26 protein-coding genes are annotated in these 23,781 nt (G+C 65.5%); 9 read left to right on the top strand and 17 right to left on the bottom strand.

Annotated features, from left to right (window positions below):
* Positions 1–93 precede the first annotated feature (93 nt).
* The gene (locus tag F622_RS0103805) at positions 94–801 is read right to left on the bottom strand and encodes an MBL fold metallo-hydrolase (protein WP_018951899.1); all 708 of its coding nucleotides are present in this window, start codon (positions 799–801) and stop codon (positions 94–96) included.
* A gap of 72 nt (positions 802–873) precedes the next feature.
* On the opposite strand from F622_RS0103805, the gene F622_RS0103800 reads away from it, so the two are divergent.
* A complete protein-coding gene (locus F622_RS0103800; RefSeq protein ID WP_019571365.1) occupies positions 874–1,494 on the top strand; it encodes a methyltransferase domain-containing protein in 621 nt (206 codons plus the stop codon).
* A gap of 182 nt (positions 1,495–1,676) precedes the next feature.
* On the top strand, positions 1,677–2,195 hold the full coding sequence (locus F622_RS0103795) for a DUF302 domain-containing protein (RefSeq protein WP_019571364.1): 519 nt from the start codon (positions 1,677–1,679) through the stop codon (positions 2,193–2,195).
* Between the two features lie 76 nt (positions 2,196–2,271).
* Here the strand turns inward: F622_RS0103795 and F622_RS0103790 are convergent, their stop codons facing one another.
* On the bottom strand, positions 2,272–4,227 hold the full coding sequence (locus F622_RS0103790; protein WP_019571363.1) for a DEAD/DEAH box helicase: 1,956 nt from the start codon (positions 4,225–4,227) through the stop codon (positions 2,272–2,274).
* A 255-nt stretch (positions 4,228–4,482) separates the two neighbouring features.
* Between F622_RS0103790 and F622_RS0103785 the strand changes: the two genes are divergently transcribed.
* Complete coding sequence (locus F622_RS0103785; RefSeq protein WP_018169908.1) at positions 4,483–4,836, top strand: metalloregulator ArsR/SmtB family transcription factor; 354 nt, start codon at positions 4,483–4,485, stop codon at positions 4,834–4,836.
* A 103-nt stretch (positions 4,837–4,939) separates the two neighbouring features.
* On the opposite strand, the gene F622_RS0103780 is transcribed toward F622_RS0103785, so the two are convergent.
* Positions 4,940–6,019, bottom strand: a complete 1,080-nt coding sequence (locus F622_RS0103780) for a lipoate--protein ligase (protein WP_019571362.1) — start codon at positions 6,017–6,019, stop codon at positions 4,940–4,942.
* Positions 6,020–6,063: 44 nt separating this feature from the next.
* Positions 6,064–8,202, bottom strand: a complete 2,139-nt coding sequence (locus F622_RS0103775) for a TonB-dependent siderophore receptor (RefSeq protein WP_019571361.1) — start codon at positions 8,200–8,202, stop codon at positions 6,064–6,066.
* Positions 8,203–8,346: 144 nt separating this feature from the next.
* Between F622_RS0103775 and F622_RS0103770 the strand changes: the two genes are divergently transcribed.
* Positions 8,347–8,979: a MarC family protein gene (locus tag F622_RS0103770; RefSeq protein WP_018169905.1), complete on the top strand. Its 633-nt coding sequence runs from the start codon at positions 8,347–8,349 to the stop codon at positions 8,977–8,979.
* 73 nt (positions 8,980–9,052) lie between these two features.
* Here the strand turns inward: F622_RS0103770 and F622_RS0103765 are convergent, their stop codons facing one another.
* Complete coding sequence (locus F622_RS0103765) at positions 9,053–9,553, bottom strand: heme-binding protein (protein WP_018145527.1); 501 nt, start codon at positions 9,551–9,553, stop codon at positions 9,053–9,055.
* A 213-nt stretch (positions 9,554–9,766) separates the two neighbouring features.
* A complete protein-coding gene (locus tag F622_RS0103760) occupies positions 9,767–10,537 on the bottom strand; it encodes a hypothetical protein (protein WP_019571360.1) in 771 nt (256 codons plus the stop codon).
* A gap of 301 nt (positions 10,538–10,838) precedes the next feature.
* Between F622_RS0103760 and F622_RS0103755 the strand changes: the two genes are divergently transcribed.
* Positions 10,839–11,894 (top strand): NAD(P)-dependent alcohol dehydrogenase, encoded by a 1,056-nt coding sequence (locus F622_RS0103755; protein ID WP_018145529.1) that lies wholly within the window; start codon positions 10,839–10,841, stop codon positions 11,892–11,894.
* Here F622_RS0103755 and F622_RS0103750 read toward each other — a convergent pair.
* The 8 genes from F622_RS0103750 to F622_RS0103715 form a co-directional block, all read right to left on the bottom strand.
* Positions 11,884–12,531, bottom strand: coding sequence for a dienelactone hydrolase family protein (locus F622_RS0103750; protein ID WP_018176698.1), 648 nt, complete (start codon positions 12,529–12,531; stop codon positions 11,884–11,886). The genes F622_RS0103755 and F622_RS0103750 overlap by 11 nt on opposite strands.
* Positions 12,515–13,171, bottom strand: coding sequence for a phosphoribosyltransferase (locus tag F622_RS0103745; RefSeq protein ID WP_019571359.1), 657 nt, complete (start codon positions 13,169–13,171; stop codon positions 12,515–12,517). Before F622_RS0103745 ends, F622_RS0103750 begins: the two co-directional genes overlap by 17 nt.
* A gap of 131 nt (positions 13,172–13,302) precedes the next feature.
* The gene (locus F622_RS0103740) at positions 13,303–13,506 is read right to left on the bottom strand and encodes a DUF2892 domain-containing protein (RefSeq protein ID WP_018145532.1); all 204 of its coding nucleotides are present in this window, start codon (positions 13,504–13,506) and stop codon (positions 13,303–13,305) included.
* Positions 13,507–13,620: 114 nt separating this feature from the next.
* Entirely contained in the window at positions 13,621–13,824 is a 204-nt protein-coding gene (locus F622_RS0103735; protein WP_018169900.1) for a DUF2892 domain-containing protein, read from the bottom strand.
* A gap of 318 nt (positions 13,825–14,142) precedes the next feature.
* A complete protein-coding gene (locus F622_RS0103730) occupies positions 14,143–15,447 on the bottom strand; it encodes a citrate synthase (RefSeq protein ID WP_018169899.1) in 1,305 nt (434 codons plus the stop codon).
* A 138-nt stretch (positions 15,448–15,585) separates the two neighbouring features.
* Positions 15,586–16,557, bottom strand: a complete 972-nt coding sequence (locus F622_RS0103725; protein WP_018169898.1) for a sensor domain-containing diguanylate cyclase — start codon at positions 16,555–16,557, stop codon at positions 15,586–15,588.
* Positions 16,558–16,613: 56 nt separating this feature from the next.
* Positions 16,614–17,564 (bottom strand): GGDEF domain-containing protein, encoded by a 951-nt coding sequence (locus F622_RS0103720; RefSeq protein WP_019571358.1) that lies wholly within the window; start codon positions 17,562–17,564, stop codon positions 16,614–16,616.
* Between the two features lie 35 nt (positions 17,565–17,599).
* Positions 17,600–19,096: an FAD-linked oxidase C-terminal domain-containing protein gene (locus F622_RS0103715; protein ID WP_019571357.1), complete on the bottom strand. Its 1,497-nt coding sequence runs from the start codon at positions 19,094–19,096 to the stop codon at positions 17,600–17,602.
* Positions 19,097–19,177: 81 nt separating this feature from the next.
* Here F622_RS0103715 and crcB point away from each other — a divergent pair, with 81 nt between their 5' ends.
* The 4 genes from crcB to F622_RS0103695 all read left to right on the top strand — a co-directional run bounded on the left by crcB (position 19,178) and on the right by F622_RS0103695 (position 22,508).
* Positions 19,178–19,588 (top strand): fluoride efflux transporter CrcB, encoded by a 411-nt coding sequence (crcB, locus tag F622_RS0103710; protein WP_018145538.1) that lies wholly within the window; start codon positions 19,178–19,180, stop codon positions 19,586–19,588.
* Positions 19,589–19,673: 85 nt separating this feature from the next.
* Entirely contained in the window at positions 19,674–20,960 is a 1,287-nt protein-coding gene (gene serS / locus F622_RS0103705) for a serine--tRNA ligase (RefSeq protein ID WP_019571356.1), read from the top strand.
* 55 nt (positions 20,961–21,015) lie between these two features.
* Complete coding sequence (locus F622_RS0103700; protein WP_019571355.1) at positions 21,016–22,056, top strand: thioredoxin fold domain-containing protein; 1,041 nt, start codon at positions 21,016–21,018, stop codon at positions 22,054–22,056.
* Between the two features lie 29 nt (positions 22,057–22,085).
* Positions 22,086–22,508: a hypothetical protein gene (locus tag F622_RS0103695; protein WP_018169893.1), complete on the top strand. Its 423-nt coding sequence runs from the start codon at positions 22,086–22,088 to the stop codon at positions 22,506–22,508.
* Positions 22,509–22,529: 21 nt separating this feature from the next.
* On the opposite strand, the gene cyaY is transcribed toward F622_RS0103695, so the two are convergent.
* The 3 genes from cyaY to F622_RS0103680 are packed head-to-tail and all read right to left on the bottom strand — an operon-like array spanning position 22,530 to position 23,626.
* The gene (cyaY, locus tag F622_RS0103690) at positions 22,530–22,853 is read right to left on the bottom strand and encodes an iron donor protein CyaY (protein WP_018145542.1); all 324 of its coding nucleotides are present in this window, start codon (positions 22,851–22,853) and stop codon (positions 22,530–22,532) included.
* 51 nt (positions 22,854–22,904) lie between these two features.
* A complete protein-coding gene (locus tag F622_RS0103685; RefSeq protein WP_018176707.1) occupies positions 22,905–23,291 on the bottom strand; it encodes a DUF423 domain-containing protein in 387 nt (128 codons plus the stop codon).
* Complete coding sequence (locus F622_RS0103680; RefSeq protein ID WP_018145544.1) at positions 23,291–23,626, bottom strand: hypothetical protein; 336 nt, start codon at positions 23,624–23,626, stop codon at positions 23,291–23,293. Before F622_RS0103680 ends, F622_RS0103685 begins: the two co-directional genes overlap by 1 nt.
* Between the last annotated feature and the right edge of the window lie 155 nt (positions 23,627–23,781).

Below are 23,781 nucleotides of genomic sequence, written 5' to 3'. Positions count from 1 at the left end.
CATCGACTGGATGCAAGGCGGATCGTGATGAGCCCCAAGGCAGCAAGCCATCGCGGTGAGTGTGCTGTGGTTCTCTGACCCCGTCCGCCGTCCTTATCCCCTCGGGACGGGGTGATAGGGCGTACTGCGTACTCGGTCGTGTTCATGCATGCGGTAATCGACGAAGGCGTCCTTGTCGTCAAAGTGCAGGAAGGGGTTGCCCGCATCCTCCTCCGCCAGTGTGGATTCCGCCTTTTCCGCGTAGTTGTGGCCCGGGTGGATGCAGGTATGGGCCGGAAGCCCCTCGCGCAGGCCGTTGAGGGTGTGAAACATCTGTTCCGGATCGCCGCCGGCCAGGTCGCAACGGCCGCAGCCGAAGACGAACAGGGTGTCGCCGGTGATCAGGTCGTCGCCCGCCGGCATGTGGAAGCAGGCGGAGCCGGGGGTGTGGCCGGGGGTATGCAGGAAGCGGATCTCGGTGTCGCCCAGACGCATCTCGTCGCCACCGTGGTGCAGTTCCGGGCGTTCCAGTTCCTTGCCCCAGAATTCGGCCTCGGGCTTGAGCAGGTGCAGTCGTGCATTTGGATACTGTTCAAGGATTGCCTCGACCCCGTTGATGTGGTCGTGGTGGCTGTGCGTCAGCAGGATGTCGGAGATGTCGACTTCGTTTTCGCGGGCCTGACGGATGATCGCCTCCGGATCCCAGGCTGGATCGACCACCGCACCACGATGGCTGGCGCGATCTTCGATCAGATAGACGAAGTTCTCCATCGGGCCGAGTTCCTGGCGGTGGATGCGATAGGGCAGTTGGGTACGGTCCATCGAGGTCTCCGGGAGTTATTCGTGGTTTGGTAGGGTCTATCCGTTTCCTATCCTGTGCCGAGAAGGGGAGTGATGCCAATTTCCGAAGGTTCGCCAGTTGATTCCGAAGTTCTGGATGCCGAGACCGACTGGGAGGCGCGCTATCAGGCGGGTTCGACCCGTTGGGATCGCGGTGCGCCCAGCCCTTCGCTGGAGCGTTGGTTGGAGGTTACCGCGCTGGGACCCGGTTCGCGGATTGTGGTGCCCGGTTGCGGTTTTGGGCACGAGGTGCCGGCTTTGGCCTCGCGGGGTTTCCGTGTGATCGGGCTGGATGTGGCGCCAACGCCGGTAGGGCACTTGCGCCGCGAACTGGCGGAGGCCGGGCTGGAGGCGGAGGTGGTGCAGGCGGACATGCTCGCCTGGCAACCAGAGGGGCCAGTGGACGGCATCTACGAGCAGACATCTCTTTGTGCCCTGCCGCCCGAGCAGTGGTCGGCCTGCGAGGCGAAGCTGCATGGCTGGCTGCGTGAAGGCGGTGAACTGTTTGCGTGTTTCATGCAGACCGGTCGCGAGGGCGGGCCGCCCTACCATTGCGCAGTGCCAACGATGCGTCAGCTGTTTTCTGCCGATCGTTGGGATTGGCCGGACGAGGTGGGCCGTACCGACCATACCAATGGCAAGCACGAACAGCTGTATCGCTTGATCCGGCGTTGAGGCGCTGCTGTGGATCGTGTCGGGCGGGCCTGTGCGGGGCCCGTGCGGCGATGGCGAATCTCCCGCGTCCAGGCGCGGTAGATGCGGTGAAGTGCATGCAAGTGATCTAGATTCGCACTAGGGAGGGCCGCAAGGGCTTTCGGCCGGCGGGCTCTCCCGTCCACCCGAATCAGGAGTGCGCGATGAAAGTCTGGATGCTCGTGTTGTTGTTGCTGCTGCCGCTTCCGCTGACCGCGTCCGAATCGACGGAGGGGGACGAGGCGCTGGATCCTGAAACGTTGCAACAGATGGTTCGGCAGAGTGCCGAGATTTTCAAGATCGAAGATGGTGTCACCATCGACGAGGCCATCGAGTCGATGAAATTGCGGGCCAATCTGCGCAATTTCCAGGAGGTCGCCGATTTGCCGCTGTCGGATCAGGTGCAGGCAATGGGCGGCGAGGGCAATTACATGCGTATTCTCGCCTTCTGTGATGCCCTGATCGCCAACCAGATGGTGAAGCACGACATCATCTATGCGAGCTTTCTGCCCTGTCGTATCGCAGTGGTGGAGGATGACGAGGGGCAGGGCTGGATCGTCACCACCAACATGGACATGATGCTGCATGCGACGGATCTCCCCGAGGATCTCGAGGTCGTGGCCCGCGAGGTGCGCGACACGATCTACAGCATCGTCGAGGCGGGGCGCACCGGAGATTTCTGAACGTCCAAATGAAACGCCCGCGGCTCCTTTCGGAGGCCGCGGGCGTTGTCTGGTACGCGCCTTTGAGTTGCCGCGCTTAGCCGTTGGCGGCCTTGCGCTTGATCATCAGCGTGCCGTCCGCGCGCGAGCCGGTGTTCTTGGGCCCACTGGTACCCTTGCGCACGGGGCGTTTGCCGGGTGCGGCGGCATAGGCCGGGCGCTTGCCGTTGCCCGGGGCCGGGCCGCGCTTGGCCGGTGTGGGCTTGCTGGTCGGCTTGGACTTGCCGCTGGTTTCCGGCTTGTCACTGCGCGGCTTGGCGGTCTTGCGCGGCGCAGGCTTGCGCGCGTCGTCCTGGTTCGCGGCCTGGCCCGGGCGCGGGGCCTGAAGGGTCAGTTCCAGCTTGCGGTTGGCAATATGGATGTTGCCCAGGCGACGAATCGCGGCTTCGTCCAGCGACGCCGGAAGGTCCACATGGCTGTGGTCGTCACGCAGGCCAATGCGGCCGATGTCGCGGCCGTTCAGGCCGCCCTCGTTGGCCAGCGCGCCAACGATGGCACCCGGCGCCACGCCGTTGTTGCGGCCGACCGGCATGTAGTAGCGCACCATGTCGGCTTCCGGTTCGCGATCCTTGCCGCGCGACGGACGCTCGCCCCGGGGCTTGCTGTCCCGGCGGTTGTCGCCGCGCTCGGAATAGGGGGCACGGGCGGCCGCCAGCAGCGGATCGGCGCCCTTCGTGGCGTTGGCATCCAGCGGGCTGCCGGCGGTGGCCAGTGCGACCAGGGCGGTGGCGAGTTCGCGCTCGGATACGCCACTGTCGGTCAGCAGGCGATCGACCAAGGCTTCGTGTCCGGAGTTCTGCTCGCTGCCCAGGAGGGCCTGAACGCGCTCAGCGAAGCGCGTCTCGCGGCGGGCCTGTACGGCCTGGCGGTCGGGCACCGGCTGTTCGCGCACCGGCTTGCCGGTGAGGCGTTCGATGTCCTTCAACATGCGGCGCTTGCGCGGCTCCAGGAACAGGATGGCGCGGCCCTTGCGGCCGGCGCGACCGGTACGGCCGATGCGGTGGACGTAGACCTCGGCATCGCCGGGGGCGTCGAAGTTGAAGACGTGGCTGATGCGCGGCACATCGATGCCGCGGGCGGCGACGTCGGTGGCGACGATGACATCCAGGCGGCCGTCGCGCAGGTCACTGACCACACGCTCGCGCTCGCCTTGTTCCATGTCGCCGTTCAGCGCGGACGCGGCGATGCCGGCCTGGCCGAGTGAATCGGCGATCTCGACCGTAGAGGCCTTGGTGCGGGCAAAGACGACCGCGCCGTCCAGGTCTTCCTCGGTCTCCATCAGGCGGGTCAGGGCCTCTACCTTGTGGCGGGCATCGACCAGGCAATAGCTCTGATCGATATCGGTGCCTGCCTCGTTGCCAGCACCGATCTTGATCTCTTCCGGCTCGCGCATGTGGCGGTGCGCGATACGGCGGATGGGGGCCGGCATGGTGGCGGAGAACAGGGTGGTCTGACGCGCTTCCGGGGTCTGTTCCAGGATCCACTCGATCTCTTCGACAAAGCCCATGCGCAGCATTTCGTCGGCTTCGTCCAGCACCACGACGCGCAGGGCGTCCAGGTTCAGGGTGCCGCGCTTGATGTGGTCGACCACGCGGCCGGGCGTACCGACCACGATCTGCGGGCCCTTGCGCAGGGCGCGCAGCTGTTCGCCCATCGGCTGGCCGCCGTAGACGGGCAGCACATCGATGCCAGAGAACTCGCGGGCGAATTCAGTCAGGGCGCCGGCGACCTGGTTGGCCAACTCGCGCGTCGGGGCCAGCACCAGTGCCTGGGGCACACGCTTGCCGGCGTCCATCAGGTCAATCAGCGGCAGGCCGAAGGCGCCGGTCTTGCCGGTGCCGGTCTGGGCCTCGCCCAGAACATCGCGGCCTTCCAGCAGCGCGGGGATGCAGGCGGCCTGGACCGGGGTCGGGGTCGTGAAGCCCATGTTCGACAGGGCATGAACCAGCGACTCGGAAAGCCCGAGCTGGGAGAAGGAGGGGGAATCAGACATTGAGGGTACTCACACAGGCCGGAAACGAAGGCCCGGCGAAAATCGGATGGCAACTGCCAACCCCGCATCATACACGAATCGAAGACGTAACGAGCGAAAACGTCGGACATCTTCCAGGGAGATGCGGCCGGATGTTCGAAATGCCGCAACCGGCTTGCTCGTCCTGGACTGGGGCGGAATCGTGGGGACGCCTATTCGTTGTTCCACTTGAGCTGTCGGGATATAGTTCGTCCAAGGATTTTTGCTGGATACGGTATGTCGCTTACCCCTACGGACCTGTTCAACTTGCTGGCCGACGAGACACGGCTTCGCTCGCTCTTGCTGATGCAGGCGGAAGGGGAGCTGTGTGTCTGCGAGCTGACCCACGCTCTGGAGATGTCCCAGCCGAAGGTATCGCGTCACCTGGCCGCTCTGCGCCATTATCAGGTGGTGCGTACCCGGCGCGAGAGCAACTGGATCTATTATCGGCTCTCGCCGGAGCTTCCTGAATGGGCCGCGGAGATCCTGAAGACTGCGGATCGTGCCGCCTCCCGAACGGAGCCGTACACAAGTGATCGCGACCGGCTCAACACCGCGCCCAGTCGTGCGGAGTGCCTGGATTCGGCCTGAGGGTCGTCGTACGCAGAAAGCTGCAATAACGTCAAAACGGCCGGACCACCAAGAGGGTGGTCCGGCCGTTTCTGTTTGGATGCGAAGCCTTGCGCGTGACCGCTCAATGAGGCTCGCGGTGGACGCAGGCGAGGATCGCCGTCGCGATGTCGCTGGCTTCGATGCCCGGGGCGTCCAGGCCGATCTCCTGCATGCAGGTGGTCGCAGCAGTGCGCAGGGCTTCTTCTTCCAGTGGCTGGCCGTGCAGGGCGTCGGCGATGCGATCCATGCCGTCTTCCGGGAAGACCGTGAAATCGCCGGACAGCAGGAGATCGGCGATGTGGTCGTCCTTCTCCATCAGCTGGGCCCGGATCAGCCCGCCGGGGGCCTTGTGGGCACCTTCGGTCAGGTGGGTTCCGGCGGCGATCTTGACGCCCATCTCGACGAATTTGCGGCCCTTTCGGTAGGTCCATTCGGGGTCGGTCAGCTCGGCCATCTGTTCCTCGATGGCGGCGGTTTCCTCGGCGGTGGGTTCGCTCATCGCGACCTCGATGGCGAGGTCGCTGGCCACGCGTTTCAGGAAGGCATCGCGCACGGTCTCGCGGGCAGGCATCTCGCCGAGTTCGCGTGACAACGTGGTGATGTAGTCCTCCATGCCGGCGCGCAGCTTGTCGCGGAACTTCTCCGAAGGGACCTTGAGGCAACGCGCCATGGTCGCGGTGTCGAAGTCGAACATGAAGCTGCCGACCATCACGGTGGCGTTGCCAATGCTGGCGGCACCCGTGCCACCGATCTTGCGTCCGTCCACGTGGATGTCGTTCACCGGGCGGAAGGTCGCGTTCACGCCCAGGTCCTGGTAGGTGTTGATCACCGGGTCGATGAACTTCTTGTAGATGTCGGAGACGATCCGCGGGGCCTTGGACGACGGATAGATGAAGTGGAAGAACATCTGGTTGTGGTCCAGATACACCGCACCGCCACCGACGTGGCGGCGGATGATCGGCAGGTTCTGTTCCTTGCAGAAGTCTTCGTCGGCCTCCAGGGCGATCTCCTGATGCAACCCGACGCAGACATACGGGTCGTCGGGGTTGACCAGGGTGAGCACCGGATCGTCGTCCTTGCCCATGGCTTCGGCGATGCCGTGGTAGACCGCCTGGGACCGCACGGCGGGCTGCTGGCCGAAATCGATTACGCGTAAACGCATGGTGTTGTCCTTGTCTTGTCTTGGGGGCGAAGGCGGCGGCCGGTCTAGAACTCGGCGTTCCAGGTGAGCCCGTAGCTGCGGCCGGGGGCCCAGATGTCCTGTACGCCATTGGCCGGGTCCAGGCGTGCCTCGGTCATCTCGTTGACGTGCTCGCGGTAGGTCTTGTTGGCGATGTTGGTCACGCTAAAGGTGATCTCGTTGGAACGAAAGCCGGCGCTGGGCCCGAAGCGGTAGCCGACCGCGAGGTCGGCGGTGGCGAAACCGGAGGTGTTGCGTTCGCTGTTCTCCGTGAAGGTGTCGGCCGTCCGGCTCTGGCTCGCCACGGCCCGGATGCGGGCATCCCACTGCAAGCCTTGGGCCACCGAATGGTTGAGCCCAACACTGGCTTCAGGCGGCGGCATCTGGGTTAGCGGCTCGTTAAAGCGGCGGTCGCGGTTCTCGCCGCGGATCCAGGTGCCGCTTGCGTAGCCGGTAATCGCGTCGGTGAAGGCGTGTTCCACCAGGGCCTCGATGCCGTGGATGCGAGCTTCGTCGAGGTTGATTGTCTCCTTGGTGGGCCTTGGTGCACCTTCCACCACCCGTCCTCCGATGTAGTCGCGGATGCGGCTCTCGTAGGCCGAGACGGTGTACGAGGTCGCGCCGATCCGGCCGCGGGCGCCCACCTCGAAGGTGCGGTTGCGTTCCGGATCCAGCTGCGGGTTGCTCTGCCAGGTGAAGCCGTCGCTGTAGGGGTAGGTCAGGTAGCGTTCCAGCAGGCTGGCGGAGCGGTAGCCCTCGGACAGGCTGAAGTAGGGGTTGAAGGCCTCGTCCAGGTGCCAGGTGAGCCCGGCCGACCAGCTGAGGTTGCGGTCGGTCTTGTCTAGAGGGCCACTTACACGCAGAGCGTCGTCCGCGCTTCCCCGCACCTCGTCGTAGCGGGCTCCGACGTTCACGGTGGCCCAGTCAAGGTAGGTCTCGTGCTGGGCAAAAACGCCGACCGATTCGATCCGACCATTGGTGATCAGTGGGTTCGGTGCGGCTTCATTCGGTCGAAAATCGTTGTCCACCGAACCAAAATTCGATACCGGGCTGGCACGCAGGCGCCAGGCCTCGGCGCCTACGAGGAGGATCTGGTCATCGGTGGGAACCAGCTCGGTCTGTACCTGCAGGCCATCGGTGGTGAAGTCGGTATCAGAGGTCCGATAGTCTCGGCCGAGTTCCGCGTTCCAGTCGTAGTTTCCGCGGGAGAGTTCCTGCCGATAAATTGAGGCCTCCACTCGCGGTTCCCAGGCACCGTTCAACTCGCCTTCGTAGCTTAATTCGACAAGGTCGCGGGTCTGACGCGGAGTGTAGTGGGTGTTCAGGCCCTGTGGAGGGGCCATTTGCCTCTCCTCCCCCTGGAGTGTGTCCGGATCAATCGGGTTGAAGTTGCGCGAGGCGAGGTACCAGACGTCCTTGCGCTCGTCGCGCTGGGCGCGGAACTGGACCTCGTGGCCTGGTGCGAGCTTGCCGCGGTAGCGCAGGTGGTAGGCGTTCTGTTCGGTGCCGGAGTCGCGCAGACGGTCGCCGTCGCCGTTCTTGTAGTTGTCGGTGTTCAGGTAGGCGGTGGAGAGGTCCAGCACGTTGCGGTCGTTGGAGACGGTGACGCCGACCGCGCCGCGGATGCCTTCGTCGACCGAGGTGACGCCCAGGCGGGAGAAGCCGCGGGTCTCGGGTTCGTCGGTGAAATCGCCGCCGCGGGTGATGATGTTGATCACGCCGCCCATGGCACCGGCGCCGTAGAGCACGGAGCCCGGGCCGCGCACGATCTCGATGCGTTCGATCAGGTCGACGTTGACATAGGAAGCCAGCGAGCCGCGGGCCGGCGGCTGCATCGCATTGATGCGCACGCCATCGACCAGAACCAGCACCTGGTCGCGCTTCAGGCCACGAATGATCGGATCGGAGCCCACCGATCCGTCCACGGCCGTAGCGACACCCGGCTGGCCGCGCAGGAGGTCGCCCAGGGTGCGGGCCTCGCGGTTGCGGATTTCGCTGGCCTCGATCACGGTGACGGAGGACGGCGTCTCGTCGATCAGGGTCTCGTATCCGGTGGCCGTAACCGATACGGTGCCCAGTGTCTGAGCGGCCTCCTGGGCATAAGCGAGGGCGGGTGATGCAAGCAGACTGGCCAGCGTCAGATGACCGACAACACGACGTTTCATGACTCGATGGCTCCCCAATAAGCGTTTCAGAACGCGCTAAAGTAGGTTCGTCGATCACGAAGGGCAACTTAAACCCCGGATGGCCAGGCCCATTCCGGGCGTGTCATGGCCGTTGGCGAACATGGGCCAGAGGAGGGATCCGCCATGCTGGAACTGGGAATCGTCGCGCTGGCCACCTTTTTCGTGACCATCGGGCCGGTGGATGTCGCGGTGGTATTCGCGGTCCTCAGTCGGGGCGTGGACCCAGCCCAGCGCCGTGCCATGGCCATCCGCGGGGCGGCGGTCGCGGGCGGCATCCTGTTGCTGTTCGCGCTGGTTGGGGAGGCGCTGCTGTCGCTGCTGGGGATCTCGCTGGCGGCGCTGTACACCGCGGGCGGGATCCTGCTGCTGTTGATTGGCATCGACATGGTGTTTGCCCGCAGCTCGGGCGCGGTGTCGGCCACGGCGGCCGAGACGCAGGAGGCGCGCACCCGCAAGGACTTGTCGATCTTTCCGTTGGCCACGCCCTTGCTGGCCGGCCCCGGCGCGATGGGGGCCGCGATCCTGATGATGAGCCGGGCCGAGGGCGACTGGATGGCCCAGGCCGTGGTGCTCGGGGCGTTGGTGGCCGTTATGGTGCTTGCGCTGGTGTGCCTGCTGGTGGCGTCACGTCTGCAGCACTGGCTGGGCGTCACCGGCGCGCATGTGCTCACGCGCATCCTGGGCGTGCTGCTGAGCGCGCTCGCGATGCAGTTTATCTTCGACGGGCTTCAGCGAAGCGGTTTGCTCGGCGCCTGAAACGGCTGGCGTGGTCATGCGATGAACGGGGCCCTCCGCTCGCGCGAGAAGGCCCCGCCGGCAGATGGTGGGGTTAGAGCAGGTCTTCGGTGATGGCGTCGATGCCGGCTGCCGCGCATTCGTCATCGACCTGTCCGCTAGGGGCGCCGGAGATGCCGATGCCGCCGACAATCCGACCACCGGTGGTGATCTGCTTGCCGCCGCCCAGAGTGCTGACGCCCGGCAGGTGCTGGATGCCATAGCCGGCCTCTCCCGGTTCCGTCATCTCGCGAAGCTCCAGGGTGTCGGTGCGGAAGCTGACGGCGGTCCAGGCCTTGCGGATTGCGGTATCCACCGTGTGCGGGCCGGCAAAGCGGTCGCGCTTCAGGGCCTGGGGGGTGCCATGTCGGTCGACCACGGCTGCAGTGACCTGGGTGTCGCGTTCGCGGCAGGCCTCGACCGCGGCCTCTGCGGCCTTGACCGCAAGCTCGGGGATCAGCGTCGGGGTGTCGAAGGTACCCTCGCTGGCGTGCAGCGGCGCGGCGGCAAACGCAAGGAAGATCGGGGCAGCAAGGCAGTAACGCAGGGTGGTCATGATGGGCCTCCAGAAAGCTGTGGTTTCGCAACTCTGATAACTAGATGCCCGGGCACCGCTCTTCAACGCGCCGTGACGCCGCGCTAAGTGGTATCCACTTTCGATCAGGTAAATCTGACTATTCGACAGTAAGGTACGGAAGAAGTCTTATAAAACGGATTGAATAACGCCACGCCTGGCGGCTGTGCAGCTGGGGCCCGTAGGACGGGCCGATCAGGCGGCGCCGCTCGCGGCTTCACGCTCGCGACGAGCGAGATCGCGCAATGCGTGGCGCAGGGCCGGGCGCAACGGGGTGTTCAGGTGAGCCCTCGCTCGGGACGGCGGGATGGCGTGCCGCCGGCAGAACAACCCCAGGGCGTAGGCAAGGTCGTCGCGCGAGAGTGCGGTTTCGCGTTCGGCGCTCGGCCCCTTGCAGGCACCGCACTGATTCACGCGGACCTGGAAGGCAGTATTGGCCAGCATGACCCCGAAGCCCATCTGGGTGGCGAGGAGTTCCGCGATATGGGCCTCGTTACCCTCCAGGGCGGGTGGGGGCTCGCCAGCCGTGGCGAGCAGGCGCAAGGCGATCTCGCGCGCGAAGTGGGCAATCAGCGCCTGGGAATGGGCGACGAGCTCCGGGTCGTAGCGGATGCCGACGCCCCCGGAGTGGGGGTCTGCCGGGTTGCGGCTGGGTCGGGCCGTATTCATCGCATCCCAGGGGATGGGATCGTCCATCAGGTTTCCAGGGTGCACGAGCCGGAATGGGCTGTCTGCGAGCCCGGCATGTTCCAGTACGCGATCGAACACCAGTTGAGCCATGGCCTGGCGATTGTCGGCTTGCCCGGGGAAGTGCTCGGCCGTGGGTAGAACGAGGTGGGCCTTGCGCAGCATCGATCCCAGGTGTGGTTCGTTCCCGGCCCAATCGAAGATGGCGTGGATCCAGGCCCGGCTTTCGGGATCGAGGGCCGGGGCGCGTTGAAACAGGCGGGGAATGAGCGAGATCACAGGCGATCCTGAACAGCAGATGTAGGCTCATTGTAAGGGAGGCGAGCGGGGCGTCGCGATCAATCGGTGCCCGGGCGGGAAGATCGGGTGGCTGGCCTGCTATGTTTGATGAACAGGGTGTGCATGACGGCATGCCGCCCCTTGGGGAAAACGCTGGATGAGCCGGGCTTGCGGGTAGCGCAGCGGCGAAGCAATCCATGAACAGCGGATGGCCAGGCCCGATTGATTGGCTCGCTGCGCTCGAAATCATGGAAAGCGGGTGGTTCAGTGTTTTTCCGGGAACGATACAAAGGAGGTTGGTATGAGCACGATGAAGGCGGCGGTTTTTGTCGAACCCGGGCGGATCGAGTTGCAGGAGCGTCCAATCCCGGAGATCGGGCCGACGGACGCCCTGCTGCGGGTGACGACCACGACCATCTGCGGGACCGATGTGCATATCCTCAAGGGCGAATACCCGGTGGAGGCGGGCCGCATCGTGGGGCACGAACCGGTTGGGGTGATCGAACGCCTCGGGGACGCAGTGACCGGCTACGAGGTCGGCCAGCGGGTCATCGCGGGCGCGATCACGCCCTGCGGGCAATGCCATTCCTGCCTGGAGGGCATCTCCAGCCAGTGTGGTGGCAAGGCCATGGGTGGCTGGCAGCTGGGAAACACGATCGATGGCTGTCAGGCGGAGTACGTGCGCATCCCCAATGCGCAGGCGAATCTGACCCCGGTGCCGGACGGCCTGAGCGACGAACAGGTACTGATGTGTCCGGACATCATGAGCACCGGTTTCGGCGGCGCCGAGCATGGGCACATCCACATCGGCGATACGGTGGCCGTGTTCGCCCAGGGCCCTATCGGCCTTTGTGCCACGGCGGGTGCCAAGCTCATGGGGGCCACCCGGATCATCGTGGTGGACGGGGTGCCGGAGCGCCTGGAGACCGCCCGCAAGCTGGGCGCGGATGTGGCAATCAACTTCCGCGAGCAGGACCCGGTCGAGACGATCATGGAGCTGACTGGCGGGCGCGGGGTCGATGTGGCCATCGAGGCCCTGGGGCAGCAGCAGACCTTCGAGGCCTGTCTGCGCATCCTGAAACCGGGCGGGACCCTTTCCAGTCTCGGGGTGTATTCGGGCAAGCTGTCCATGCCGCTCGATGCGATTGCAGCCGGGCTGGGCGATCACACCATCGTGACCACCCTGTGCCCCGGCGGGAAAGAACGCATGCGGCGGTTGATGGAGGTCGTCGCCTCGGGGCGCGTGGACCTGACGCCGATGGTGACGCACCGTTACAAGCTGGCGGATATCGAGACGGCCTACGAACTGTTCTCGCATCAACGCGACGGCGTGCTGAAGGTCGCCATTACGCCGTAGGCAAGCACTTGCTGAACCAGGCGGCCGCGAGTTCGGCTGCCTGTTCCAGCGTGCCCGGTTCCTCGAACAGGTGGCTGGCGCCGGGTACGATCTGGAGCTCGCAGCGCGCGTGCATAAGCGCCTGCGCCTGGCGATTCAGCTGAATCACCATGGTGTCGTCACCGCCCACGATCAGGAGGGTAGGGCTCTCGACTCGGGGCAGGGCGGCGCCCGCCAGATCCGGGCGCCCGCCGCGCGAGACAACGGCCCGGATGGTCTCCGGAGCTGCTGCAGCGGCCTGCAACGCTGCGGCGGCGCCGGTGCTGGCGCCAAACAGCCCGAGCGGCAGGGTTGCCAGGCGAGGCTGGACGGACGCCCATTGGCAGGCCTGCACCAGCCGCCGGCCGAGGAGTTCGATATCGAAGCGGTTGGCGTAGGTGCGATCTTCCTCTTCGGTGAGAAGATCGAACATCAGGGTGGCGATGCGGCTGGCCTGCAGTGTCCGCGCCACTTGATGATTGCGCGGGCTCAGGCGGCTGCTACCGCTGCCGTGTGCGAAAACGACGAGCCCAATGGGTCTCTCGGGCACGCCGAGAATCCCCTGGTGGACCTGGCCGTCCAGGGCCAGGTCGACGGACTGTTCATTCGCGCGAGACATCGGGGCTTTCCGCACGGTGGACGGAGGCCATCATCGCGATGACCGCGTCGTCGGAGACTTGTTCGAAATCGTCGTAGTACGCCCCCACCGAGCCGCGGTAGTACTCGGGGATGTCCAGGGTGACCAGTTCATCGACCTCGTTTTCCAGGAGCGCCGCGGTCTCCTCTGGTGCCACCGGGATCGCCACGACCAGATGGCGAGGCTGGCGCTGACGTGCGTCGCGGATCGCGGCGCGCATGGTGAGTCCGGTGGCGATCCCGTCGTCGACAATGATCGCCAGCTTGCCGCCAACGTCCGGGGAAGGCGTCGTGCAGTACAGTTGGCGCCTGCGCCGGGCTTCGGCGCGTTCGCGTGCCTCGGCCTGGTCCAGCCAGCCTGGATCGACGCGTTCCGCCTCGCGTGGATTGCAGACCGGTTCGCCCTGCTCGGGCACGGCACAGATCGCGTACTCGGGATGGAACGGGTGGCCGATCTTGCGCGGGATCAGGAGATCCAGGGGCATGCCCAGGTGCCGGGCGACGGCGATCCCCAGGGGGACTCCGCCGCGCGGCAAGGCATACACAACGCCGGGTTGGCCGCGATAGCGGTCCAGGGCATGTGCGAGTTGCTCGCCGGCTTCCTTTCGGTCTCGAAATCGCATTGGGCCTACCCTCAGCGTGAGTGGGTATCACCTGAAGTGTAGACAGGCGTTGATCACTCGCGGGCGGCGCAAACAAAAAGGCCCGGGACCAGCGGTGCCCGGGCCTTGGAAGGGGTGGGGACCCCTCGGTATTAGTTGAAGGCTTCCCCGGGCTTCACGCCCATCGCCTTCAGGATCATGGCCAGCGGGCAGAAGCCGGTGAAGGCGGACTGCAACAGGTTCGCGCCGACGAACAGGGTCAGGATCAGCCACATCGGGGTGAAGACCCACCCGAGGATGGCGCTGATGATCACGACGGTGCCGGCAAAGGCGAGGACAATGCGGTCAATGCTCATGGATGGTGTCTCCTGATTAAGTATTAGCGAAGTCTAATATGCAGTCTGACGCTCACGAACACAAGGGGCGAGCAGTCGATGGGGTTCCCTCGCCACCCACCGCGCGGGCCGGGTTCAGGGGAAGATTTCGCCGGGCTTGAGCCCCATGGATTTCAGGATCATCACCAGCGGGCAGAAGCCGGTAAACGAGGCCTGAATCAGGTGGATGCCCATGAAGACGGCGAGCAGCAGCCACCAGGGGCTGGCCAGCCAGGTGAGCAGTACGCTGATCAGGACGACAATACCGGCAAACAACATGAAGAAACGGTCGGTGGACATGAGCACTCCCTCCCTTGTTACTACCCAGTAGATAGCACCGGCGCGGGAGTTCGGCAAGCATCGGATCGGATGCCCGCCTGGGGTGGATGCGGATCAACGCACGCGTTCGCGCTCGCGCGGCAACACCGTCGGTGGGCAGAATCGGCCAAGCCCCGGCGTTCCATCGGTCGTGGGGTGGGTACTCCACGCTCCCCGATCTGCGTTGCGACCTCCAATGAGAGGACACAGGCCTGTAGCGCGTCTACCCGTCTGCGTGCCGTATCGGGTCGCGGAAAACACGGGGTGCCAACGCGGACCTGCGCATGGATCCGTGTCTCTCTAGCGTTCCTCGATGGAGGTGTAGTCGCGCGAGCGGTAGCCGGTGTAGAGCTGGCGCGGGCGGCCGATGCGGGATTCGGGATCCTGCATCATTTCGTTCCAGTGCGAGATCCAGCCGACGGTGCGGGCGAGGGCAAAGATCACGGTGAACATGTTCAACGGGATGCCCATCGCGCGCAGGATGATGCCGGAGTAGAAGTCCACGTTGGGGTAGAGCTTGCGCTCGATGAAGTAGTCGTCCTCCATCGCGATACGTTCCAGCTCCATGGCGACGTCGAACAGGGGCTGGTTATCGGCGCCCATGTCGCCCATCTCCGCCAGCAGGTCGTGGCACATCTTGCGGATGATCTTGGCGCGCGGATCGTAGTTCTTGTACACGCGATGACCGAAGCCCATCAGGCGGAAGGAGTCGTTCTTGTCCTTCGCGCGGGCCACGAAGTCCTCCACGCTCTTGTCGGAGTGCACGATCTCCTCGAGCATGCGGATGACCTTCTCGTTCGCACCCCCATGCAGTGGACCCCAAAGCGAGGCGATGCCGGCGGAGATCGCGGCGAACGGGTTGGCCTCGGAGGAGCCGGACAGGCGCACGGTGGAGGTCGATGCGTTCTGCTCATGGTCGGCGTGCAGGATCAGGATCAGGTCGAGCGCGCGCACGAACACCGGGTTCGGCTGGTAGGGCTCGCTGGGCACGCCGAACATCATCGCCAGGAAGTTGGCGGTGTAGGACAGGTTGTTGTCCGGGTACATGAACGGCTGGCCGTTGGCGTACTTGTACGACCATGCGGCAATGGTGGGCATCTTGGAGATCAGCCGGTGCGCGGCGATGCGCCGATGTTCCGGGTTATGCACGTCCACGTTGTCGTGATAGAAGGCCGACAGCGCGCCAACCACGCCGACCATGATCGCCATCGGGTGCGCGTCGTGGCGGAAGCCGTCGAAGAAGCGGCGCACCGCCTCGTGCAGCATCGAATGCTCCTTGATGATGCGCGAGAAGTCGTGCAGATCGTCGGCGGCGGGCAGGTCGCCGTTCAGCAGCAGGTAGCAGACCTCGAGATAGGTGCTTTCCTCCGCCAGCTGCTCAATTGGGTAGCCACGGTAGAGCAGGGTGCCCTCGTCGCCGTCGATAAAGGTGACGTCCGAACGACAGCTGGCCGTGGACATGAACCCCGGGTCATAGGTGAAGTAGCCGAGCTCTTTGTACAGGGTGCGGACGTCCAGGCAGTTGGGGCCGTGCGAGCCCTCCTGGATCGGCAGCTCGATGCTCTTGCCGGTGGTGTTGTCGGTCAGCGTGACGGTTTTGCTCATGAAACGGCCTCGTAGCGAAGGGGTCGTCCGGATGCGGATTAGGTGAATGGTAAACCATCGACCGGCCCGCGGCAGAGGGGTGCGTGAAGTGTGTTGAGCTCGGAGGAAAAGGGCGATCGCGCTTGCCGCGCGAGGGCGTCAGGGCCCGGGGGTTCCGCGGCGCTGGCGCTTGTCGGCGTACATCGCGGCATCGGCGCTGGTCTGGGCCTCGGGCAGGGACCCGCTGACGGTGCGGCAGGCGTAACCGATGGACGCCGACACACCGGCCTCCTGCAGCGCCGCCCGCAGCCGGTTCGCGATCCCGGGGAGGTGGTCGGCCGGCGTCTCCGGAAGCAGCACGCCAAATTCGTCTCCACCCAGGCGGGCAATGATGTCGATTTCGCGACTGGCATCCCGCAGGGCCTGGCCAGCCGCCTTGATCAATCGGTCGCCGGCGTCATGGCCTTCCTGGTCGTTGACGGTCTTCAGGTTGTCGAGGTCGATGGCGACGAGACCCGCCGGGAGGCTGTGATCCTGGCAGCGCTGTTCCTCGGCGCTCAACGCGAGTAGCCAGCCGCGCCGGTTGCAGGTGCCGGTGAGGGCGTCGTTGTAGGCCTCCAGTCGCAGGGCCTCGCGCTCGCGTTCCAGTTCGTCGATCTGGCGGCGCTGGCGGATCAGTGACTCGATGACGGTGACGGCGGCCTGGATCTGGTCGGATTGCGCTTCGATGTCGGCCGATATGGGCTCCGGATTCATCGCGCAAAGTACGCCATACATCTCGTATTCGTGGTCCTGTACCGGAAACCCGATGTAGCTGCCGATGGCGGGGGGATCGGGTTGTGCGGCGAGGGCTTCCTGGTAGGCGGGAACCTGTTGTACGTCCGGCGTGATTCGCGGGCCGCGTTCGGCGAGCATGCGGATGCAGAAGGAGTTGCTCCAGTCAAAGGCCGTGCCGGCCTGAATGCCGTACCCGTGGTCGTCGGCGCGCACCACGATCTGCTCGTTGCCCTCGATGCGGGTCAGCATCCAGACGTCCAGGGGGGCGATCCGGCGGAGCAGTTTCAGGACGTGATCGACCCCGAGGTTGAACGGCGAGGGCGCGGTATCGGGGGGATCGAAGATTCGGGCCATGGGGCATTCCGTCGAGACGGTGGGGGCGGCTGTTCGCCGCGCAGGATGGAAAAAGTCTAGGAGATCGCGGGGCGCGCTGCCGGGCGCAGTTCGCGTTCCGCGCGCCTCAGGGCGTGTTCCAGGCTTCCAGCACCGGGTTCGCGCATGGCGTGGCCAATGGCCGCGGGGATGGCCTTTGCGGACAGGGCCTGGCGGATGTGTTGCGCCCGCGCCGCCAGGGGTTGCGCCCTCAGGTCGATCGCGAGCAGGCCGAAGCGGGTGCCACCGAGTCGACCGATCAGGTCGCTGGGGCCTGCCAGGCCCTGCAGGACGAGGATCGCGCGAACCAGTTCGGTGTCATCCTGAATGCCAGTGCTGTCCACGCTCGAGTCCCCGGGGAAGAGATCGAACAGGATGATGCCGGCGGGTTGGCCGCTCTGTTGGCAGCGGGTCTCCTCTGCGTCTACCGCGAGCTCCCAGCCGTGGCGGTTGAGCACGCCGGTCAGGGGATCACCGTGGGCGGCCAGGGCCGCGTGCTGTCGCAACCGGTCCAGCCCCTCGGCGCGCTGGCTGAGGCGCAGCAGGTGCCCCAGCGATCCTGCCAGGGCACGAACGACCGGCTCATGGTGTTCGATCGCGGGGTCCATGGGTTCGGGATGCAATCCGCAAAGCGTGCCGAAGAGTTCGCCATCGGCATCGTACAGCGGGAACCCGATGTAGCAGCCAATCGTTGCGACGTCATTGATCGGGGCACTGGCATAGGCTGGAACCGTGCGTGCGTCGGCGGCGATGTTCGGTCCGTCTCCGGCGTTCATGTGCACGCAGTAGGAGTGCTGCCAGCTGAATGCCGCCCCGGGACGGATGCGCGGTGCGTGGCCGTGGGTGTGCAATACCACCCAGTCGTCGGATTCGACCCGCGTGAGCATCCACATGTCCAGCGGGATCAACGCCTGCAGCGCCCTCAGGGTGGCGTCGACGGCTCCGGAGAAGTCGTCGGCCAGTGCGGTAGCAAGGGTGGCCCGGGGCATTGGAGGTTTAGCTCGGTTCGGTCAAGCCGGTCATCCTACAGGCGCGGGAGTTCCGGGTGCGACAGCTGCCCACCGTGGACGTGTTGGCGTCCGAACTCGGCGCAGCGGGCGAGGGTGGGGATGGCCTTGCCGGGGTTGAGCAGCCCGAGCGGGTCGAACGCGCGGCGCAGGTGGTGAAACTGCTCCAGTTCCGGCGCGGCGAACTGCACGCACATGCCGTCCAGCTTTTCCACGCCTACGCCGTGTTCCCCGGTGACGGTGCCACCCACCTCCACGCAGAGTTCGAGGATCTGCTGGCCGAAGGCCTCCGCCGTTTCCAGTTGCCCGGGCTGGTTGGCGTCGTAGAGGATCAGTGGATGCAGGTTGCCGTCGCCGGCGTGGAACACGTTGCACACGCCGAGGCCAACCTCGCGCGACAGGATGTTGATCCGTTCCAGCACCGTCCCGATCTGGTGGCGCGGGATGGTCCCGTCCATGCAGTAGTAGTCCGGCGAAATACGCCCGGCGGCAGGGAACGCGGCCTTGCGCCCGGCCCAGAACAATGCGCGTTCGGCGTCGTCGCGGGCGGTGTGCACCTCGGTGGCCCCCAGATCCAGGAGCTTCTGGCGTACCACCATGACGTCCTCGGAGACCTCGGCGTTGGTCCCGTCGAGTTCGCACAAGAGGATCGCGGCCGCCTCCACCGGGTAGCCGGCGTGGACGAAGTCCTCCGCAGCGCGGATGGCAGCGTTGTCCATCATTTCCAGCCCGGCGGGAATCAGTCCGGCGGCGATGATGCCTGCCACTGCGCGTCCGGCGGCCTCGGCCTGGTCAAAGCTGGCCAGCAGGACCTGGGTGCGCTCGGGCCGGGGCAGCAGGCGCACGGTGACTTCGGTGACGATGCCCAGCATGCCCTCCGAGCCAACCATGAAGGCGAGCAGGTCCAGCCCGGCACTATCCAGCGTCTTGCCGCCGAGGCGGATGATCTCGCCATCCAGGGTGACCAGCTCCAGCCCGATCACGTTGTGCACGGTGAGTCCGTACTTGAGGCAATGCACGCCCCCGGCGTTCTCGGCCACGTTGCCGCCGATGGAGCAGGCGATCTGCGAGGAGGGGTCGGGCGCATAGTAGAGCCCTTGCGGGCCTGCCGCCTCGGAGATCGCGAGGTTGCGCACGCCGGGCTGGACGACCGCGCAGCGATTGTCGGCATCGATCTCCAGGATGCGATTGAAGCGCGCCAGGGACAGCAGCAGCCCAGTCTCGCTGGGCAGGGCGCCGCCGGACAGCCCGGTGCCAGCCCCGCGCGGCACGATCGGGACCCCGTGCTCGCGGCACAGCCGCAGGCAGGTCAGCAGTTCCTCGTGGGTTCGTGGCAGGGCCACGGCCCCGGGGATCTGGCGGTAGGCGGAGAGGCCGTCGCACTCGTAGGCTCGGCGTTCCGCGGCCTCGACCACCAGGGCGTCCGAGGGCAGCTCGGTGGTCAGACCCTCAATGACCGCGGCCAGCGCCTGTGCGGCGGCCTCGGTCGGCGGTGTGGCGGGATGGGCGCTCATGGCCTCGATGGTAGGGGTCTGCTGGGTCCGTGCGAGGTGATCGCATAAACTGTGGGTCTTTTCCGCAAGCGGGACGTGATGATGGGCATTGGGCTGGGCTCGTATCTGGCAGTGGCGGCAGGCGGTGCGCTGGGCTCGGCACTGCGGCTGGGGATGCAGGAGTGGATGGTGGCGCACTTCGGGCGTGCCTTTCCCTGGGGTACGTTGAGCATCAACATCCTCGGCTCGTTCCTGATCGGGGTACTGGCCGTGGTGCTGGTGGAGCGCCTGGAACTGCACCCTGCCTGGCGCTTGTTGCTGGTCGTCGGGGTGCTGGGTGGCTTTACGACATTTTCCACCTTCTCCCTGGAAGTCGTTCACATGGTGGATGTAGGCGCCTGGGCGCGTGCACTGGGCTACATGCTCGCGAGCCTGCTGGTCTGCGTGCTGGCTGCGGCAGCGGGGCTCCACGGAACTCGATTCCTGCTGGGGGTCGGGCCGGTCGCCTCGTGAGGGCATTGGCCGCGACCGTGGACGCCACGGGACGGCAACCGTAGACTTCCCCGTCGTTCTTTCCACCCCTTGCCGGAAATCCGTCATGCTTGATATCCACAGCCTGCGCCAGGACCTGGATGCGACTGCCACCGCTCTGGAACGCCGTGGCTATACCCTGGACCGCGAACGCTTCAAGGCCCTGGAGGCCCGGCGCAAGGCGTTGCAGATGCGCACCCAGGAGCTGCAGGCCGACCGCAACACCCGCTCCAAGGGTATCGGGCAGGCGAAGGCGCGGGGCGAGGACATCGAGCCGCTGAAGGCCGAGGTCGGGCGCCTGGGCGACGAGCTCAAGCAGTGCGAGACCGATCTGCACGGGGTCCAGCAGGAGCTGGATGCGATGCTGATGCAGATCCCGAATCTGCCGCAGGCGGACGTGCCCGACGGACTGGACGAGAAAGACAACGTCGAGGTCCGCCGCGAGGGAACCCCGCGGACCTTCGATTTCACGCCGCGCGATCACGTGGACCTGGGCCTGCCCGGTGGCTGGCTGGACTTCGAGGCCGCGGTGCGGGTGGCCGGTTCGCGTTTCGTGGTGATGCGCGGTCAGATGGCGCGCCTGCACCGGGCACTGACCCAGTTCATGCTGGATCTGCACACCGGCGAACACGGCTACCAGGAGACCTACGTCCCCTACCTGGCGAATCCCGAATCGCTGGAGGGGACCGGGCAGTTGCCGAAGTTCGACGATGACCTGTTCTCGGTCGACTGTGACCAGCGCTACCGTCTGATCCCCACCGCCGAGGTCACCCTGACCAACCTGGTGCGCGAGCAGATCCTCGATGCCGAGGCCTTGCCGCTGAAGATGGTGGCCCACACCCCGTGTTTTCGTTCCGAGGCGGGCAGCTATGGGCGCGATGTGCGCGGCCTGATCCGGCAGCACCAGTTCGAGAAGGTGGAACTGGTGCAGATCGTGCAGCCGGAGAGCTCGGATGCCGCACTGCAGGAACTCCTGGGCCATGCCGAGCGGGTCTTGCAGGCGCTGGAACTGCCCTACCGCGTGATGCTCCTGAGCGCCGGGGACATGGGCTTTGCCGCGGCGCGCACCTATGACCTGGAAGTCTGGCTGCCGGCCCAGGATGCCTACCGCGAGATCTCCTCGTGCTCCAACTTCCAGGGCTTCCAGGCGCGCCGCATGCAAGCGCGCTTCCGGCCGAAGGCGGGCGAGCGCCCGGAGCTGGTGCATACCATCAACGGGTCCGGGGTTGCGGTCGGCCGGGCCCTGGTAGCGCTGCTGGAGAATCACCAGCAGGCAGACGGCTCCATCCACATCCCGGAAAAACTGCGCCCGTATCTCGGGGGAACCTCGGTGATGGAGCCGCCGTCCGAATAGGAGGTCCACCGGGAGTTCGCTTGACGTGAATAACGCGCTTGGCAGGAAGAGTTGGTTGGGTCGGCTGGCGAGTCTCTCGCTGGCATGCATGGTGGTGGTATTGTTCGCGACCGCCCCTGTGGCGGACGAATCCGTCGAACCCGACGAGGGGATCGTGTTCGATGACACCCCGCGCCCGATTGGGCTGCATACGCCCGACTGGTTCGAGCTGAGCTTCCTCGATCTGCGCGAGGACCTGGAAGATGCGGTGGAGCAGGGAAAGATGGGGCTGGCCGTCTACTTCGGCATGGATGACTGCCCCTATTGCGAGGCGCTGTTCGACAAGAACTTCGCACAGGACGATATCCGCGAGTACCTGGCGTCACACTTCAACGTGGTGGCTATCGACGCGCTGGGCACACGTGAAGTCACGGACCTGGACGGCGAGACCTGGCTCGAACGGCGCTACGCCGCCGAACAACGGCTGAACTTTACCCCCTCGATTGCCTTTTACGACGAGGACGGCGAGCGCATCCATCAGATGCGCGGTTACTACCCGCCATACCGGTTCCGCGCGCTGCTGGAATACGTGATTGACCGGCATGACCGCGAGGAGAGTTTTCGCGACTACCTGGAGCGCGCCGACCCACCGCCAAAGTTCGATCTCGACGACATCAACCAGCGGGAGTTCTTCATCAACCAGCCGTATGCGCTGGATCGGAGCCGGATCCCCGCCGAACGCCCACTGGTGGTGTTCTTTGAGCGCGAGGCCTGCCATGCCTGCGATATCATGCACTCCGAGCCGCTGCAGCAGGACGAGGTGCTGGAGCGCATCGGCCTGATGGATGCGGTGCAGCTGGATGCCGACGATGCCGATACGCCGGTGCTGACGCCGGGTGGCGACCGCACCAACGCAAAAGACTGGGCCGCGGAACTGGGTGTGCACTGGGCGCCCACGCTCATTTTCTTCGACGAGCGTGGCGAAGAGATTATCCGCATCGATTCGGTCGTCCACCAGAATCGGCTGCGCAACGTGCTGGACTTTGTCCTGACCCGTGGCTACGAGGAGTATCCGACCTTCGAACGCTGGCGTGCCCAGCAGCCGCCGCGCCCCTGACCACGCCGCTGACTCAAGGAATCATCCCTTTGCATTTCGACCGTGACTTCGTAATCCGCAACCGTGAAGTGCTGGAAGGTATCGTTGCCCGTTCCCACCGCGTGGCGCTGGGAATCTTCGCGCTGACCTTCGGGGGCTACGGGGCGGCGGTATGGCTCTGGTTCCAGGACAACGTGTGGGCCGCCCTGGTGGTGGCGACGCTCAGCTATCTGGTGTTCCGCCAGTTCCGCATGCTGGCGCTGGGCGTAGCGCGCATGCCGCTACGCGGCGATGCGGAGGCGGTGGAGGCGCTCAAGGCGATCGATATGGCGCTGGAACAGGACAAGCCCCACCCGGTACTGGCCGAGGTCGAGGCGCATCTGCGGGCGCTGGAAGAGGCGCCCGCAACGCAGGAGGAACGCGAGGCCGCGGGCCCGGACGATTCGAAGAAGGGGGCCGGCAAGGGCGACTGACAGCGACCTGTGATCTCCGGATCAGAGCTCGACGGGTACGCCCAGTTTCTGTTCGATGACCCGCACCAGGGTCGCGTGCAGCTCTTCGCCGTTGCGATCGTCGATCCAGGTGCCTTCCTCGTCGGAATAGCCGAAATGGGCCGGTCCTTCGGGCGAGGAGAGCCAGATCTGCTGTGCGGCCTCCTGGCGGTTCAGGATCATCTGGGCGCCATCGTCGAATTCGATCGTCATCACGCCGTCGATCAGGTCAATGTCCAGGTCGTCCAGCGCGCTTTGCTCGGTGAGGCGGGTCTGGATGTCGTCCAGGGTGTTTTCGGCGAATACGGCGAAGGAGGTCTGGCTCATGGGGATCTCGATACGGTCGGGAAGAGGGGTTGGCTGCGCCGCGATTATAGGTCAGCCGCGCCAGGCGGCAATGGCCAACCCGGCCCAGCCGAGGATAAACGCCGTGCCGCCCAGCGGTGCAATCGCGCCGAGGATACGGGGTGCGCCGAGCGCCAGGGCATACAGGCTCCCAGAGAACAGCAGGATGCCGATCACGAACGCCACAGCACTGGCAGCGGCCCAGCCGTTGGCCAGGTGCGCCCACAACGCCGCGACCAGCAGCAGGGCCAGGGCATGGATGAAGTGATACTGGACGCCGGTATGCCAGGTCGCGAGGGCCTGTTCCGTCAGGCGTTCCTGCAGGGCGTGGGCGCCGAAGGCGCCGAGGACGACGGCAATCCCTGCCAACAGGGCAGCGATGACAACAAGGGGGCGAATCAGCGGTTCGCTGGCCCCCATCAGGCGTCGTCGCCCATCTCGCTGTCGATGTCCTGGCCGGCGACCCAGCCGTGCTCACGGGCGCGCTCGATGGCTTCGTTATGGATGCGCTCATGGCGCTCGCGCAGCTCGGGCGGGAGGTTGCTGATGCGCAGGCTGTATTTGTCCCACTCGGCGTTGACCTGGTCATGCAGCATCTGGATGCGCGAGACATCCCAGCCATCGCAGGTTTCGTCCTCCGGGAGGATGCCGAATACCCAGGCATCGCGGATGAAATTGCCGATGGGGGTCATGCCGGCGTACATGTCGTTGTACAGGCCGACGTAGGTGCGACTGGAGCGTTTGGGTTCATTCATGCTGCATAGTCTAGGGAAATACTGATGAATGTACACACTCGCGTTGGCACCCCAGGTTTTCCGAGACAAGGCGCGTCGTGCAGCGGGTAGTGGTTCTACCCGCAAGCGGCGCAACGCAGGATCGGGGAACCTGGGGTGCCAACCCCATAAACCAT

This window comes from Thioalkalivibrio sp. ALMg3 (assembly GCF_000381225.1).
Classification (GTDB): Bacteria; Pseudomonadota; Gammaproteobacteria; order Ectothiorhodospirales; family Ectothiorhodospiraceae; genus Thioalkalivibrio; species Thioalkalivibrio versutus.
This window is presented reverse-complemented; position numbering and strand designations above follow the sequence as displayed.